This window comes from Aquimarina sp. AU119 (assembly GCF_900312735.1).
Lineage (GTDB): Bacteria > Bacteroidota > Bacteroidia > Flavobacteriales > Flavobacteriaceae > Aquimarina > Aquimarina algiphila.
The window spans coordinates 69,771-84,547 of record NZ_OMPF01000016.1 but is presented as its reverse complement, the minus strand read 5'-3'; the positions used below and the strand labels follow the sequence as shown (position 1 = coordinate 84,547).

General features: G+C 32.9%; 10 protein-coding genes. 6 read left to right on the top strand and 4 right to left on the bottom strand.

Annotated elements, in window-relative coordinates; translation table 11 throughout:
* Nucleotides 1–79: 79 nt before the first annotated feature.
* On the bottom strand, nt 80–2,188 hold the full coding sequence (locus DK442_RS15285; protein WP_109436764.1) for a glycoside hydrolase family 97 protein: 2,109 nt from the start codon (nt 2,186–2,188) through the stop codon (nt 80–82).
* A gap of 484 nt (nt 2,189–2,672) precedes the next feature.
* Between DK442_RS15285 and DK442_RS15280 the strand changes: the two genes are divergently transcribed.
* The 4 genes from DK442_RS15280 to DK442_RS15265 all read left to right on the top strand — a co-directional run bounded on the left by DK442_RS15280 (nt 2,673) and on the right by DK442_RS15265 (nt 7,342).
* The gene (locus DK442_RS15280; protein WP_109436763.1) at nt 2,673–4,247 is read left to right on the top strand and encodes a solute:sodium symporter family transporter; all 1,575 of its coding nucleotides are present in this window, start codon (nt 2,673–2,675) and stop codon (nt 4,245–4,247) included.
* A gap of 301 nt (nt 4,248–4,548) precedes the next feature.
* The gene (locus tag DK442_RS15275) at nt 4,549–5,706 is read left to right on the top strand and encodes a cytochrome P450 (RefSeq protein WP_109436762.1); all 1,158 of its coding nucleotides are present in this window, start codon (nt 4,549–4,551) and stop codon (nt 5,704–5,706) included.
* A 53-nt stretch (nt 5,707–5,759) separates the two neighbouring features.
* The gene (locus DK442_RS15270; protein WP_109436761.1) at nt 5,760–6,074 is read left to right on the top strand and encodes a 2Fe-2S iron-sulfur cluster-binding protein; all 315 of its coding nucleotides are present in this window, start codon (nt 5,760–5,762) and stop codon (nt 6,072–6,074) included.
* An 11-nt stretch (nt 6,075–6,085) separates the two neighbouring features.
* Complete coding sequence (locus tag DK442_RS15265) at nt 6,086–7,342, top strand: NAD(P)/FAD-dependent oxidoreductase (protein WP_109436760.1); 1,257 nt, start codon at nt 6,086–6,088, stop codon at nt 7,340–7,342.
* A 52-nt stretch (nt 7,343–7,394) separates the two neighbouring features.
* Here the strand turns inward: DK442_RS15265 and DK442_RS15260 are convergent, their stop codons facing one another.
* Complete coding sequence (locus tag DK442_RS15260) at nt 7,395–8,153, bottom strand: AraC family transcriptional regulator (protein WP_235010971.1); 759 nt, start codon at nt 8,151–8,153, stop codon at nt 7,395–7,397.
* Between the two features lie 273 nt (nt 8,154–8,426).
* On the opposite strand from DK442_RS15260, the gene DK442_RS15255 reads away from it, so the two are divergent.
* Together DK442_RS15255 and DK442_RS15250 are read left to right on the top strand one after the other, a co-directional pair.
* Nucleotides 8,427–10,985, top strand: coding sequence for a sugar-binding domain-containing protein (locus tag DK442_RS15255; protein ID WP_109436758.1), 2,559 nt, complete (start codon nt 8,427–8,429; stop codon nt 10,983–10,985).
* A gap of 50 nt (nt 10,986–11,035) precedes the next feature.
* Nucleotides 11,036–12,445 carry a sulfatase gene (locus tag DK442_RS15250; protein ID WP_109436757.1) on the top strand — a complete coding sequence of 470 codons (1,410 nt, stop codon included), beginning with the start codon at nt 11,036–11,038 and terminating at the stop codon, nt 12,443–12,445.
* A gap of 41 nt (nt 12,446–12,486) precedes the next feature.
* Here the strand turns inward: DK442_RS15250 and DK442_RS15245 are convergent, their stop codons facing one another.
* The gene (locus DK442_RS15245) at nt 12,487–13,869 is read right to left on the bottom strand and encodes an SGNH/GDSL hydrolase family protein (protein ID WP_109436756.1); all 1,383 of its coding nucleotides are present in this window, start codon (nt 13,867–13,869) and stop codon (nt 12,487–12,489) included.
* A gap of 90 nt (nt 13,870–13,959) precedes the next feature.
* Entirely contained in the window at nt 13,960–14,772 is an 813-nt protein-coding gene (locus DK442_RS15240; RefSeq protein WP_109436755.1) for an alpha/beta hydrolase family protein, read from the bottom strand.
* Between the last annotated feature and the right edge of the window lie 5 nt (nt 14,773–14,777).

Here is a 14,777-nt window from a genome sequence, read left to right as displayed (position 1 = left end):
GAATACTTGATGTGTGATGTAATTATCTTGGTCTTTTATGATGTATTAAAAGACCGAGATTAGATTACTATAATATTTGTTATTTTATTTCTTTAAATGCGATGGCTTGTCCTCCTCCGGGAGCCAGTTTTAAAGTCATTTTATTTTTAGAGGTAACTTGTTTTTTGATAATTTCAAAGATTTCTGGATTTTCTAACCAGTGTGCATCTTTTGCATCAGCATAAATGGTAGCTTCATAGGTTTTGTCTTTAGATAGAAAAGATAAATCAATATCTAGATTACGACCATTTTCATCACTAATACTTCCTAAATACCAATTATCAGTTCCTTTTTCTTGTCTTACTACGGTATAATAATCTCCAATCTTCCCATTTAAAACTTTAGAATTTGACCAATCTGTAGGAACGTCCTTGATAAATTGAAAAGCAGCATTATCTTCATAGTTTTCTGGCAAATCCGCTGCCATGGGCATTGGGCTATACATAGTTAGGTAATATGCTAACTGTTTACAAATTGTTGTTTTTACTCTAAATGATACTTCACTCCAATCTCTCTTGCCTAAGAACATCTTAAAAACTCCCGGAGTATAATCAATTGGGCCTCCTAGTATTCGGGTAAAAGGTAATACAACACCATGTTCTGGTTGATTTCCTTTGCTCCAGGCATTATATTCTTGTCCTCGAACACCTTCTCGAGCCATAAGATTTGGATACGTTCTTTGTTCTCCTGTAAACTTAATAGGTTCATGATTTACAATCATGAGTTTGTATTCTGCCGCTTTCTGAACCATTTTTTTGTAGTGGCGAACCATATATTGTCCATGGTGATGCTGTTTATATGTCTTTTTCTCTGTATCATAGTTAACATCACCGGTATATCCTACTTTGATTGTTTTAATGCCAAGATCACTACACATTTTGTACAATTCATCCATAGCGGGTTCATAATGATCAATATCAGATATTGTTTCATGGTACATCATCATACGTACTCCTTTTTCTTTGGCATAGCGGCACACTTCTTCAATATCAAAGTCATCTGTAGATGTTTTCCAATCAAATATGCCATATCCTGTCCATGATCCTTCCATATCATCCCAACCTTTATCCCATCCTTCAATTAGAACATCTGGAATTCCGTGTTTAGCTGCAAAGTCAATATGATATTTTGCATTTTTGGTATTGGCACCATGTGGCTTTGTAATGGGTCTGCCAAATTGAGTTTTTTCTGCCCACGCAGTTTTTCCAATATGTAGTTCCCACCAAATACCAATATATTTATACGTTTCTATCCAACTGGTGTCTTCATATGCATTGGGAGGATTTAGATTCATAATCATATCAGACTCCACCAGTCCTCCGGCATTTTCTGAAATCTGAATGGTTCTCCATGGAGATTGAAAAGGCGTTTTTGCTCTTACTAAATCTCCGTTTAACCAAGGAGTAAGATGGGCTTTTAGTTTAGAGTTATCTAATGTGTTTAGTAAGTTCATTCCCGCATAGTCGGTTAGGTCGGCTTCATGAATACTAATAACCAGATTGTCGTTAACCTCAATGGTGGTTGGAGTATTAGCCATATTAGCTCGTTCTTCTTTACCTGGTCTTCTCCAAAACTGAATACTATCTCCAATTTTACTAATAGGAGAGTTGTAGTACTCTTTTTCATAATTATCATAATCCGCAAAATTCCACCATGCTTTATAATCATCTACAAAATCAAATTCTGTAAGTTCATCCATTATGATAAAATCTTTTAAATTTTCTTGTTTTGGAAATACGTATCTAAAAGCAATACCATCATTATATGCTCTTACAACTACATCTAATAATAGGTTTGTTTCTTTTTGTTTTAGATGTAAAGTAAGTTCATTATAATAATCTCTTACTGTTTCTCTTTGTCCCCAGACTGTTTTCCATTGCGTATCATGAGTGGATTCTTCAGAAGAAAGAATTTTAAAATTATTTTTTAAAGAATGTTTCTGTAATTCAAAACCTAAAGCTGATTTTTTTATAAACTTTACATCATTATGCTGGACATTATAGAATAGAACCCCACTGCTATCTACAACAAAAGAAAATTTGTTTTGTTGATCAGGAGATTGCAGATTGGTAATAACCCTTTTTTCTGTTTTTGATGAACAGCTAATAAAAATAATTAGTATGGAGATTATAGAGATATATTTAGTCATCAATAATTTGTTTTTAAATAGCTTTAGTAATTGTACTTATACTTTCAATTAGAATGTATTAACCTAAAAAACGCACTACTTGGATTTATTAGATTGAGACAGAAATGACTTTACCCTTCATAAAAGTATTATCTAAAAATATATTCATAACCTGTAATAATGCATTATTAGATAAAATTACCTTTGTGTGGTTATAAATAGTATTACAGATGGAGTAAATCATACAACATATGTTGTGTTAATGTTTTTTAAAGATGAAAAATGGAATTTTTGGTATAAAGAAATAGTATCATTGTAGCTTTAGTAACGCTTTGATAAATGTTTGGCTACAGATTTTTTGTTTAAATACCACAATATTCCTATTAAAATAAGTAGCGATTAAGAAAAAATTATAGGTAAAAAGACATATGTTCTACAGATGTAAATAATGCATTGATATATTCGTTGCTATTACAAAATAAAAAATTAACAGAATTAAAATATTATGGGAGTTATTTCATTTATAGGATTTACATTATTAGTAGCAGTGATATCATACTTGGCCACAAGGAAAACAAATGAGAATACCTCAGAGGGATATTTTTTGGGAGGAAGAAGCCTTACCGCGACAGTGATTGCTGGTTCTTTGTTGTTGACAAATCTTTCTACAGAACAAATTGTAGGACTAAATGGAGATGCATACACAGATGGTATTTTGGTAATGGCCTGGGAAACATTAGCAGCTATTGCGATGGTTATTACAGCGATATTTTTATTACCCAGATATCTAAAGGGTGGAATCTCAACTCTTCCTACTTTCTTAGAAAGACGTTTTAATAGTACTACCAAAGCATTAACATCTGGATTATTCCTTACAGGGTATGCCGTTGTATTATTACCAATGGTACTTTTTACAGGGTCAAAGGCAATTAGTGGAATGTTTGGAATCCCAGAAATGCTTGGAGTAAGTGATTGGGCTGCTGTTTGGATTTGTGTATGGGGAATAGGTATTATTGGTTCTGTCTATGCAATTTTTGGTGGTTTAAAAGCAGTTGCTGTGTCTGATACGATAAATGCAGTTGGTTTGCTGATAGGAGGTCTTTTAATCCCTGTTTTTGGATTGTTAGCTATCAGTGAGGATGGTAGCGTTTTTGGAGGATTGACTAAATTAGCAACTGATCACCCTGAGAAATTTAATGCAGTTGGAGGTCCAGATTCATCTATTCCATTTGCAACTATTTTCACTGGTATGATGCTAGTACAGTTATTCTATTGGGGTAGTAATCAGCAAATTATTCAACGTGCACTTGGAGCAAAAAACTTAGCAGAAGGTCAGAAAGGTTTAACACTAGCAGCTTTTATCAAAATATTAGGTCCTATTATTGTAGTTTTACCAGGGATTATCGCTTTTCATAAATATGGTCCAAATTTAAATACCAGTGATGTATATCCAAAATTGGTTGCCGATGTATTACCTGATGTATGGGTTGGATTTTTTGCAGCAGTATTATTTGGCGCAATTTTAAGTTCATTCAACTCTGCATTAAATAGTTGTGTAACTTTATATGGTGTTGATATTTATAAGCAATTTATAAATAAAGAAGCAGGAGATAAGAAGATCGTAAAAGTTGGTAAGCGTTTTGGGGTTATTTTGGCTTTCTTCTCTATGTTGATTGCTCCGTTCTTAGTGTATGCCGATAGTATTTTTGGATATTTACAAACGGTAAATGGAGCATATAGTATCCCAATTTTAACAGTTATTGTAATTGGTTTCTTGACAAAACGAGTACCTGCATTGGCTGCTAATGTGGGAATAATATTTGCTTTTACTGTTTATGTTGGTTATATAATTTTAGCTAACGGATTTGAAGCAACAGATCTACATATGTTACATATGCAAGCGATTACGTTTGTGCTAACGGTAATTATTATGTTGGTAATCGGAAAACTAAAACCAAGAGAAGATGAATATGTACAAACATATACTAAAGAAGTAGATGTAACACCTTGGAAATATGTTAAGATAGTAGGTGTGCTTATATGCTTGGTTGTATTATCCACTTATGTGATTTTTAGATAATATTAAATAATACGTTAGATACTAATATTTTCTATCTAATATGAAACAAAACCCTTTACTTTTCTAAGTAAAGGGTTTTGTTTTGATTGACATTTCTCAATATAAAATGAATCAGTGTATATAAATTAATGACAATATAGTTTAAGTATAGGTTAAAATAGAATAATATTGATGAGGCTAATCTAACGTTCTTTGTATGATATAGAGTGAGGTATATTGTAATTCGAGGTAATTATATTACATATATTACTTAAATTTTGATAGGAATTGATGTTGAAATAGAAAAAGAAGATTTAATAAGATGGAAAAAAGTAAACTTTCAGACCCTTTTGAAGAAGCCCGTATAAACAAAGGTTATGGTAAAATGAATGACCAGGATGATCCTGTCACTATGATTTTACGCCTAAAAGATGTTCGTAAATGTGCGCATAATTGGAAAGTTTTTCAATCAGAGGCTGAGCCAGGACGTATTGTTGTTCCTTCTGAAGTAAATATACGAGATACACGCCAAATTCCATTTGAAGTAGATCCACCATTACATAAGAGTTATCGATCATTAATAGAACCTTGGTTTAAAAGACCATTACAGCCCGAGTATCAGGAAAAACTAACGGCACAAATCGAAGAGATTATTGATGAAGTTATAGTTAAAGATTCGGTTGAGGTAATAGAAGATTTTTCATTAAAATTACAGTCTCGTGCCTTGACACTATTACTTAATATTCCTTTTGAAGAATCTGAAATATGGATTTCATGGGGAACACATGTTTTTCGTAGTGAAGGTGAAGCATTAGATGGGGATAAAGCCAATATACTTTATGATTATATTGATAAACAAATTTATAAAGCAATTGAGAATCCTGGAGATGATTTGTATTCGATGTTATTAACGTCAGAAGTAAATGGAAAAAAGTTAACTCATGAAGAAATAAAGGGTATTATAATTTTAACTTTTGCAGGAGGAAGGGATACGGTTATTAATGCAGTCACTAATTCGATTGCTTATTTAGCAGAACATCCAGAATCGTTAGAAAGTTTACGTAGTAATCCAGATATGATTAGTAAAGCTGTTGAAGAATTTATTCGGTACTTTTCTCCATTAACACAAATGGGACGAGTGGTAACCGAGGATACTCAAGTATGTGAACATGTTGTAAAAGCAGATTCTAGAATTTCATTGTGCTGGGCCTCTGCAAATCGTGATGCTTCAGTATTTGAAAACCCAAATGAAATTGTATTAGATCGTAAAATTAATCCACATGTTGGTTTTGGTTTTAGTCATCATAATTGTCTCGGAGCTACACATGCTCGTCAGATTATGAATATTCTATTAACTAGTTTGGCGAAGAAAATCAAATCAATTGATATTATTGATTACAAAGAAAATATAGAAGATTTAGATCAATTCAAGCGCAAAGTAGGTTATGATAGCATTTCTGTAAATTTTAATGCACTTTAACTCTATTTTCTTCAACGTTTAAAAATATAAGATAAATTAAATAAAGAAATTTTATGGCTAAGATCACTTTTGTAACAACCGATAATGAGTCAATTATATTAGAAGGAGCTTCGGGCTCTATAATGCAACTTGCAGTGGATAATGGCGTATCAGGAATCGATGGAGATTGTGGTGGTGTGTGTTCATGCGCAACTTGTCATGTACATGTAGCTCCAGAACATGTTGAAAAAACAGGTGAAGCGAGCGAAATTGAAACGGATATGCTTGAGCTTAATGATCACGCAAATGAATATAGCCGATTGTGTTGTCAAATAGAAATTACTGATGCATTGGATGGATTGGTATTACAAGTAGCTGAAAGCGAATAAAATTAGTTTTGATGTCTGAAAATCTTTCAAATGATAGGACTTGTGTTGTTATAGGAGCAAGTCATGGAGGGGTAAATTTTGCTTTTTCTTTAAGGAAAGCAGGATGGGAGGGAAATATTATACTTTTTGATAAAGATCCTGTTCTTCCGTATCATCGTCCACCACTTTCAAAAGGATATTTAGCAAACAAAGATGCTATTGAAAAAAACTTTTTAAAATCAGTAGAAAGTTATGAAAAAGAGAATATTGTATTAAAACTAGGAGTTACAGTTACTTCAATTAATCGTTCAGAAAATAGCGTTATATTAAAAGATGGTTCTGTACAAGTGTATGACAAATTGATTTTAGCTACAGGTGCACGCCCAATTATTCCTTCAATTAAGGGTATTGAAACCATAAGTAATTTATATTCATTACGTACAGCAGAAGACGTAGAAAATATACGCAATGCATTAACCATAAGTCAACACAAAAGTGTTGTAGTAATTGGAGGGGGATATATTGGTTTAGAGGTAGCAGCTTCTCTTCAAAAAATGGGTGCTTCCGTAACTGTTTTAGAACGCGAAAAACGTATTTTAGCTCGGGTTACAGCCCCAGAAATGTCAACGTTTTTTAAGGAGCTACATGCTAAGAATGGTGTTGATGTACAGACTGATAAAAATGTGATTTCCTTTAATGCTAAAGCAGGAGTGAATACTGTAATATGCTCAGATAGCTCAAGTTTTGAAGCCGATATTGTAATAGTAGGGGTTGGTATTCACGTTAACCTGGAACTGGCAAAAAATGCCGGACTCGAAATCGAAAATGGTATACGAGTTGATGCAACAGCTCAGACTAATGATAAAGATATTTATGCCATAGGTGATTGTACTTTTCATCATAATCCTCATTATGATCGTTTTATTAGGTTAGAATCTGTACAAAACGCGGTTGATCAAGCTAAAGTGGCAGCTGCAGTTATTTGCGGTAAGCCTTTGGTTTATGACACTTTACCTTGGTTTTGGTCAGATCAATATGATATCAAATTACAAATGGTAGGTTTATCCACAGGATATAATAAGGTACTGATACGAAACGAGGAAAGCGAAAACCCAAAATTTTCAATTTGGTATTTTAAAGATGATACATTACTGGCAGTTGATGCGGTTAACAATGCCAAAGCATACGTTTTAGGTACAAAATTTATCAAAGGAAATAAGAAAATAGATCAATCAAAACTAATTGACTCAACAATAGATTTTAAACCTGCTAATTTATTAATAGAGTAGATTAAATAATGATATATTTTTTGCCTCTTATTTTAAAATGAACAAATCTATTTTAGTTTTGTTCATTTTTATTCAATGATTTTCTATAGGTAAATGGAGAGATATGTACTATTTTTTTAAATTGTTTATTGAAATAGGGTACCGAGTTGTAACCACATTCAAAACCAATCTCTTTGATTGGTAAATCGGTATTAGCTAGTAGTTTTTTTGAAAAATCAATACGTACCTTGTTGAGATAGTTGGTGAAGGTATAGCCAGTTTCCTTTTTAAAGTACCTGCAGAAAGAAGAAACCGTCATGTTAACCATTTCAGAACAAACTTCAACCGAAATTTCTTTTTGATAGTTTTCCATAATGTATTCATGTACTTTAAGAATACGATTAGATTTAAAAAAGAAACTCTTTTTTAGATAGCCTTCAGATGCTAAAGATTGAAAACCAGATAAGTTGATTAAATCTAATATCTTGAGAAGTTTTAATAATTGATCAAAAGGAGAGTGTTCAGGAATCTCTTTCAGTAACTGTATAATAGTTTCTTTGTGTTTCCCTGTAATCTTTAATCCACGTTCTGAAGCAAGCAATATCTTTCTAACTCCTTTTAATTCAGGGATGTCAACAAAGTAAGAACCAAAAATATCTTTTTTAAACTGAACATAAATCGATTCACAATATGCTATAGAATTCGGTAGTAAATATTTATCATCAGGAATCCAGGCATGCGGTAAAAATCCTCCCAATAACACTAAGTCTCCTTCTTTAAAGTTTTCTCCGTGGTCTCCAACTAATCTTTTCCCGCTTCCGTTAGTTATCAACAATAATTCATATTCTGGATGATAATGCCACGCTCCACTAAAATATGGCTGACTGTAGACTCCCGTATGAAAAGATGAATGTAAAGGTGTTTCTATCTTTTCAAGAGATACGGCAATTTTATTATTTGTAATAACTCGTTTCAGATGAGAATAATGTTAAAGATATTGCAAATATAGTATAAATTATAACTATTAGAATGTTATAGTTTTGTTTTAAGTCACATAGACTTATGGTCTATGAGGGATTTAAAGGATATAAAAACAAATTGAGTTATGAGGTTATTTTATTTATTACTAAGCATATTATCTGTTTTTTCATCATGTACCAATAATAATGAAGGAATTTCTCGTGTCATTGAGGATTTTAATTATGACTGGAGATTTTATTTAGGCGATGAACCAGAAGCTTCTAAATTATCATTTAATGATACGAATTGGACAGTATTAAATGTGCCTCATGATTGGAGTATCGAAGAAGGGTATCAAAAAGAAGGTGAAACAGCTGCTAGTAGTGGTTTTGTTCCTGGAGGTATTGGTTGGTATAGAAAATCCTTTCTTTTAACAGAAGCGGATAAAAACAAGCAAATCAGTATTCAATTTGATGGGGTTTATAACAACTCAACAGTTTGGATTAATGGAAAATTATTAGGTACACGTCCAAATGGATATATTTCTTTTATATATGACCTTACTCCTCATCTAAAATATGATGGAACACCAAATATGATTGCAGTAAAGGTTGATCATTCTGCCTATGTAGATTCTCGATGGTATACAGGTTCTGGAATTTATCGCAATGTAAAATTAATTAAAACAGGACTCTTACACATAGATCATTGGGGAGTACAAATAACAACGCCAAAAGTATCTAAAGAACTTGCAGAAATTAATATAAAAACTATTTTAAAAAATGCAGGAGAAATTAATGATAAAGAAATAACATTAGATTATTTTATTGTAGATGAAAATAATGTGGCTGTTGCTCGGCAAAGAGAAACAATTGATAACAAATCGTTCTCTGATGAAGTAACAATCCAAATGAATACTCCCAAATTATGGTCCATAGAGACTCCAAATCTATATACTTTAAAAGTAGAGGTTTATCAGGATGATGTGTTAGTAGATGATGTTTCTGAAACTTTTGGAATAAGAACCTTCAATTTTGATGCAAATACTGGTTTTTCGTTAAACGGAAAGCGTATTAAAATCAAAGGAGTGAACTTACATCATGATGCAGGAGCAGTAGGTGCTGCCGTGCCTAAGTCTATTTGGGAATATCGTATGAAGAAACTAAAATCTATAGGTACTAATGCCATACGTTTTGCTCACAATCCACATTCGCCAGAATTGTTAGAGGTGTGTGATGAATTAGGACTTCTGGTGATGAACGAAGCTTTTGACGAGTGGAGCGAGCCTAAAGCTAAAAGTAAAGTGTATCTGGGTGATAATGCGGCCTCCAAAGAAGCTTCAAAAGCTTATCCTGAAGTTTTTAACGAATGGGCAGAACGTGATTTAAAAGATTTGATTCGTCGCGATTTTAATCACCCATCGGTATTTATGTGGAGTATTGGTAACGAAATCGAATGGACATATCCACATTATTCAGAAACATTTAATGAGGTAAATCCTAATTCTAGTGCAGCTGGTTATCAATACGTACCAGTTTATGATGCTAAAAAGATAGCTCCTGTCTTTGAAAAGAATATAGACTCAATTGATCCACTTGTAACTATCGCTAAGAAATTGGTGAAATGGGTAAAAGAAGAAGATGATACACGACCTACAGTTTGTGGAAGTGTCTTACCTTCTATTGGAATGGTAAGTGGTTATGGAACAGCGATGGATGTATATGGTTTCAACTACCGTCAAGCAGATTATGATATAGCACATCAAACTTATCCTGATTTGAAAATCTTAGGTTCAGAAAATTGGGGAACATATTCTGAGTGGAAAGAAGTTATTGATCGAGATTTTGTAGCTGGTATATTTGCATGGACAGGGTTTGCATATATGGGTGAAGCAGGACCTTGGCCGCGTAAAGGATTAAATATTTCTTTCTTTGATTTTGCAGGGTTTAAAACTCCAAGAGGACATTTCTTTGAAACGTTATGGAAAAAAGAACCAAAAGTGTATATGGTAACCACTCCAAATAGTGAATCAGAGTTTTCGTATTGCGAAAAAGACGGTTGGAAATTTGAGATGCAACTAACACCTCCACCGGTATGGAATATGTTACGCCTTTGGGAATGGTATAAGGTATACCCGAAATGGAATTATAAAAATGATGAAGCTATCATAGTACAAGCGTATACGAATTGTGAAGAGGCTGAATTATTCTTAAATGGAACCTCTTTAGGAAAACAGAAATTAGCAGATGTTGTGGAAGATGATCATATCTTAAAATGGTTAGTACCCTATACCGATGGTGAATTAAAGATTATAGGTTATAATAATGGGATAAAAGCAGATGAATATAGTTTAACATCGCAAAAGGAAATTTCTAAAATAGAAATAACCACTAATAAAACGACTATTGATGCTGATGGATATGATGTCGCTGTGATCGAAGTAAAACTTTTAGATCAAAAAGGAACTTTAATAACTGATAATGATACCAAAATAACATTTTCTATAGAAGGTGAAGGGAAAAACATCGGAGTTGATAATGGCTGGGAGATGAATACACAACCACATAAAACAAATGAAATAATTACTCATAACGGTAAAGCAGTTTTATATGTTCAATCAACAAAAAATAATGGGAATATCAATATAAAAGCATTAGTTTACGATAAAAATATTGAGAACGAAGTAACTGTCGTTTCTAATTAAAACATGAAGAAAATTTATATTAAGTTCATAGTTTTTTTTGTTTATACCTTTTGATAGCTGGTTGTAAGCAGACTGAACTCTCGCAGGTATCTGTAGAAAAAAAGAGAGAAAGGCCAAATATTTTAATTATATTATCAGATGATCAAGGGTGGGGGGATGTTGGTTTTAATGGAGGAACAGATATCCCCACTCCAAATCTGGATCAATTGGCTAAAGAGGGTATAAGTTTTGAAGCAGGTTATGCTTCACATCCTTATTGCAGCCCAAGCAGAGCTGGTCTACTTTCTGGACGTTATCAACAACGTTTTGGTCATGAGAATAACACTCCGTATGATCACGCTGATCCTGACGCAGGGCTACCACTAAACGAATTAATACTTTCAGAAATACTACAACAAAATGGATATCAAACTTGCGCTATAGGAAAATGGCATTTAGGTGATGATAAAAAGTTTTGGCCAAATCAACGTGGATTTGATGATTGGTTCGGTTTTTACGGTGGTGGATTAAACTATTGGGGAAATACGGGTGAAGATATTGAACAAAAGATGAAAGGTATTTTAAAAGATGGAGTCCCCGTGCCACAAAATGAGTTAACTTATCTTACAGACGATTTTACAAATGAAGCAATAAGTTATATAGATAAATATTCTAAAAACACAGCACCTTTTTTTATGTATTTGGCTTACAATGCTCCACATGCGCCCATACAAGCTACGGATAATTACCTCAAAGCTATGGAGCATATGGAATATGGAGATAGAGCTGCTTATGGGGCTATGGTGGTAGGAATGGATACGGGTATTGGAAAAGTAATAGAAAAGTTGAAAGAAACAGGAGAGTATGAAAATACGTTGATTTTCTTTTACAGTGATAATGGAGGACACATTCACAGTGCCAGTAGTGCTCCTTTTAGAGGCCATAAAGGCATGCTGTTTGAAGGTGGAATTCGTGTACCTTTTTTGGTTTCGTGGCCCAAGCATTTTTATGGAGGAAAACGATATCAAAAACCTATTTCCGCTTTAGATATTTATCCAACAGTGTTATCTGCTTCGCGAGTTAAACATCCAAAACCTGAAAGTCTGGATGGCGTAGATTTAACGCCATACTTAAAAAATCAAAAAAATGAAAACCCCCATGATATCTTATATTGGAGGTATTCTAATGGAGCTGGATTTGCAATGCGAAAAGGAAACTTTAAAATGGTATATTCTGGTTATAAACAAAAGTTTCACCTCTTTGATTTGGTTAATGATCCCTACGAGCATCATAATTTAGTTTCTGCTATGCCTGAAAAATTAGAAGAGTTAAAAAAAGAATATATATCATGGACAAAAGGAACTATTGCTCCAAAATGGTCAGATCCTCATGCAGAAAATGTATTGAAAGAAGAAAAAAAGAGACAATGGTATATTGATAAGGCTAAAGATGGAGAGAAAGAGAAAATTTATAAGGATTAAATAGTAGTATTTTAAGAGTTTTGAGAGAAATATAAATATTTCTAAATTTTAATCAATTTATAGGTGTGTATAACAGGTTTGTTACTAGTATAGATTTTATCTCTAATAGTATCCAAAGCTTTCCATAGTGAATCTTGTTTAGGGAGTACTTCAAAATATTCTTTTGCTTTTTTCTTTTCATAAAAATACCAGCTTTTCCCTTTGGATTTTTCGTTTTTAGCTTCTAAAAATGCTTTTTTGGCTTCATAGGTATTAGGCCCTTTAAATTCTTTTAGAGTTCTAAACTCAGTTGCTGCTATAGTTCTTAATTTATCATTGGTGTTTTTATATTGAAAACATAAATCAGATACTTTTTCAGCTTGTTTATATTGTGGTGTTAAACTGTTTCTGGATAAATCAATTCCGGATTTTAACTCTTTATGAGAATATATTCCTACCTCGATATCATCAATTAATAATTTGTATTTGCCTTTGTTTAAATGCAGAACAGAAAAATTTTCTCTAGTAATATTTTCCGTTCCCAAGATTAGCTTTTCAGTTGATCTCAAGCTTTCTTTAACCGGAAATGGCAATGCATTTTGCATAACAGAAAATTTATGAATCCCATCTTTTATATCTACTTTACAATTGGTGGTTGTAATAATCATATTAGTTTTAGCATCAATTTCAATATTAGAAGTAAATACAACAGGGATTACCGTTTTGATGATTTCATATGCCATAACCAAATGTCCCTCATCACCAGGATGTATTCTATCATGCCCTACAATGGTAGCTGTTTTGTCCTTGGCCTGGATTTTTTTATTTACGGCCAACATAGAGGTGTTAAAATCTACTACTGGCGCATCGTATTTTTCTGCGATGCTTCTTACGGCCTTTCCAAAATCAATTAATCCATCATTAATCCCAAAGTTATTCTTTCTTTCAATGTCCGCAGTTTGATCATATATAGAAGGTGTTGTAAAAATAAGTTGTACTCCATGTTCAACCAAAAGGGCACTTAATTTTCGCATATTTTTAGTGTATACCTTTAAAATATCTTCGCGTTTTTTTAATGTTTCTGCATCTACTTTTTTACTACCGGGGTATAACCAACGTCCAACATCATTCATTCCAAGCATAATTATGGCATGATTTGGCTTATGGATTAAAATATCTTTTTCTAATCGATCTATAGTTCCTGGCGTATTATCTCCTGCAACACCACCATTGAAATAACTAACTTTTTGATTCGGAAATTGAGTGGCATTAAAAATCTGAAGAAAAGTATGGAAAGATCCTCCATGTGTTATACTATCACCAATTAGCGCCACAACATCACCATCCTTAAATAATGGTAATTCTTGCGCACTAATTGGACATAGTAGCACTATTGTTAAAAATAGTACACTAGATATCCTTTTAATTTTACTTTTTAGTATCATGAAATATCTATAATAGCTTAAAAATAAAAGATTTCACTACCTGGAAAAAGGCATTTGTTAAAAAGTTACGTAAACAAATTCTTTTTTTCGTTACCTGTTTTTAGGATTAATTATATCATCAAAAAAATGAATAGTGTCTTTGATATGCTCTTCCCAATATGGCCATTCATGACCGCCGGGATATTCTCTATAAATATGCGAAATACCTTGCTCCTCAAGTTGGTGATGTAGTTTTCTATTTCCTTCTAATAAAGAATCTGATGTTCCACAATCAAAACGAAACTTTGGCAAATGTTTCTTATGTTTCATAATGGTTTCAAAAACAGATTCATTTTCAATAATATCTTGTTTTAGAAGAGACAAATCTTCTTCTATGAATTTTTTCATTTCATTTAACCGAGTTATTGAAGACAGTCCTGAAACTCCAGAAAACTTATATCCATACTTGGTTCCTATTCTTAAGGCGCCAAAACCACCCATAGAGAGACCGGTAATAAACAATAAAGAAGTTTTACTCGCTTGTGGGATTAATTCTATAGTAGCATCTATAACATCTTCTGCAATCCATTGTTCAAAATCAGAATGATTATGAGGCAAGTATCCGCTTCCATCTCCCCATAGACCATCTGAAGGCATCACAAGAATCATAGGAGAAACCTGTTTGTTTTCTATCCAGGATTTCATTTTAAGATGAATTCCTGTTTTTTGAGACCAAATCCAATGGCTACCATATACTCCATGTAAAAGTAGTACAATGGGTAGGTTTTTATGATCTTCCCCAGGAGGAACAAATACGCTAATATCCCCTCGATGCTTAAGATTCTTACTTTTAATAGTAATATGTCTTAAGTTATTGGCTTCGAAACGAGGATCCGAAATTTCTACAGTTCTAAATTTTGACATAAAAA

Coding starts and splice junctions, on each gene's coding strand:
- DK442_RS15240 (WP_109436755.1), bottom strand. CDS start 14,772: ATGTCAAAATTTAGAACTGTAGAAATTTCGGATCCTCGTTTCGAAGCC.
- DK442_RS15245 (WP_109436756.1), bottom strand. CDS start 13,869: ATGATACTAAAAAGTAAAATTAAAAGGATATCTAGTGTACTATTTTTA.
- DK442_RS15255 (WP_109436758.1), top strand. CDS start 8,427: ATGAGGTTATTTTATTTATTACTAAGCATATTATCTGTTTTTTCATCA.
- DK442_RS15270 (WP_109436761.1), top strand. CDS start 5,760: ATGGCTAAGATCACTTTTGTAACAACCGATAATGAGTCAATTATATTA.
- DK442_RS15280 (WP_109436763.1), top strand. CDS start 2,673: ATGGGAGTTATTTCATTTATAGGATTTACATTATTAGTAGCAGTGATA.
- DK442_RS15265 (WP_109436760.1), top strand. CDS start 6,086: ATGTCTGAAAATCTTTCAAATGATAGGACTTGTGTTGTTATAGGAGCA.
- DK442_RS15275 (WP_109436762.1), top strand. CDS start 4,549: ATGGAAAAAAGTAAACTTTCAGACCCTTTTGAAGAAGCCCGTATAAAC.
- DK442_RS15285 (WP_109436764.1), bottom strand. CDS start 2,188: ATGACTAAATATATCTCTATAATCTCCATACTAATTATTTTTATTAGC.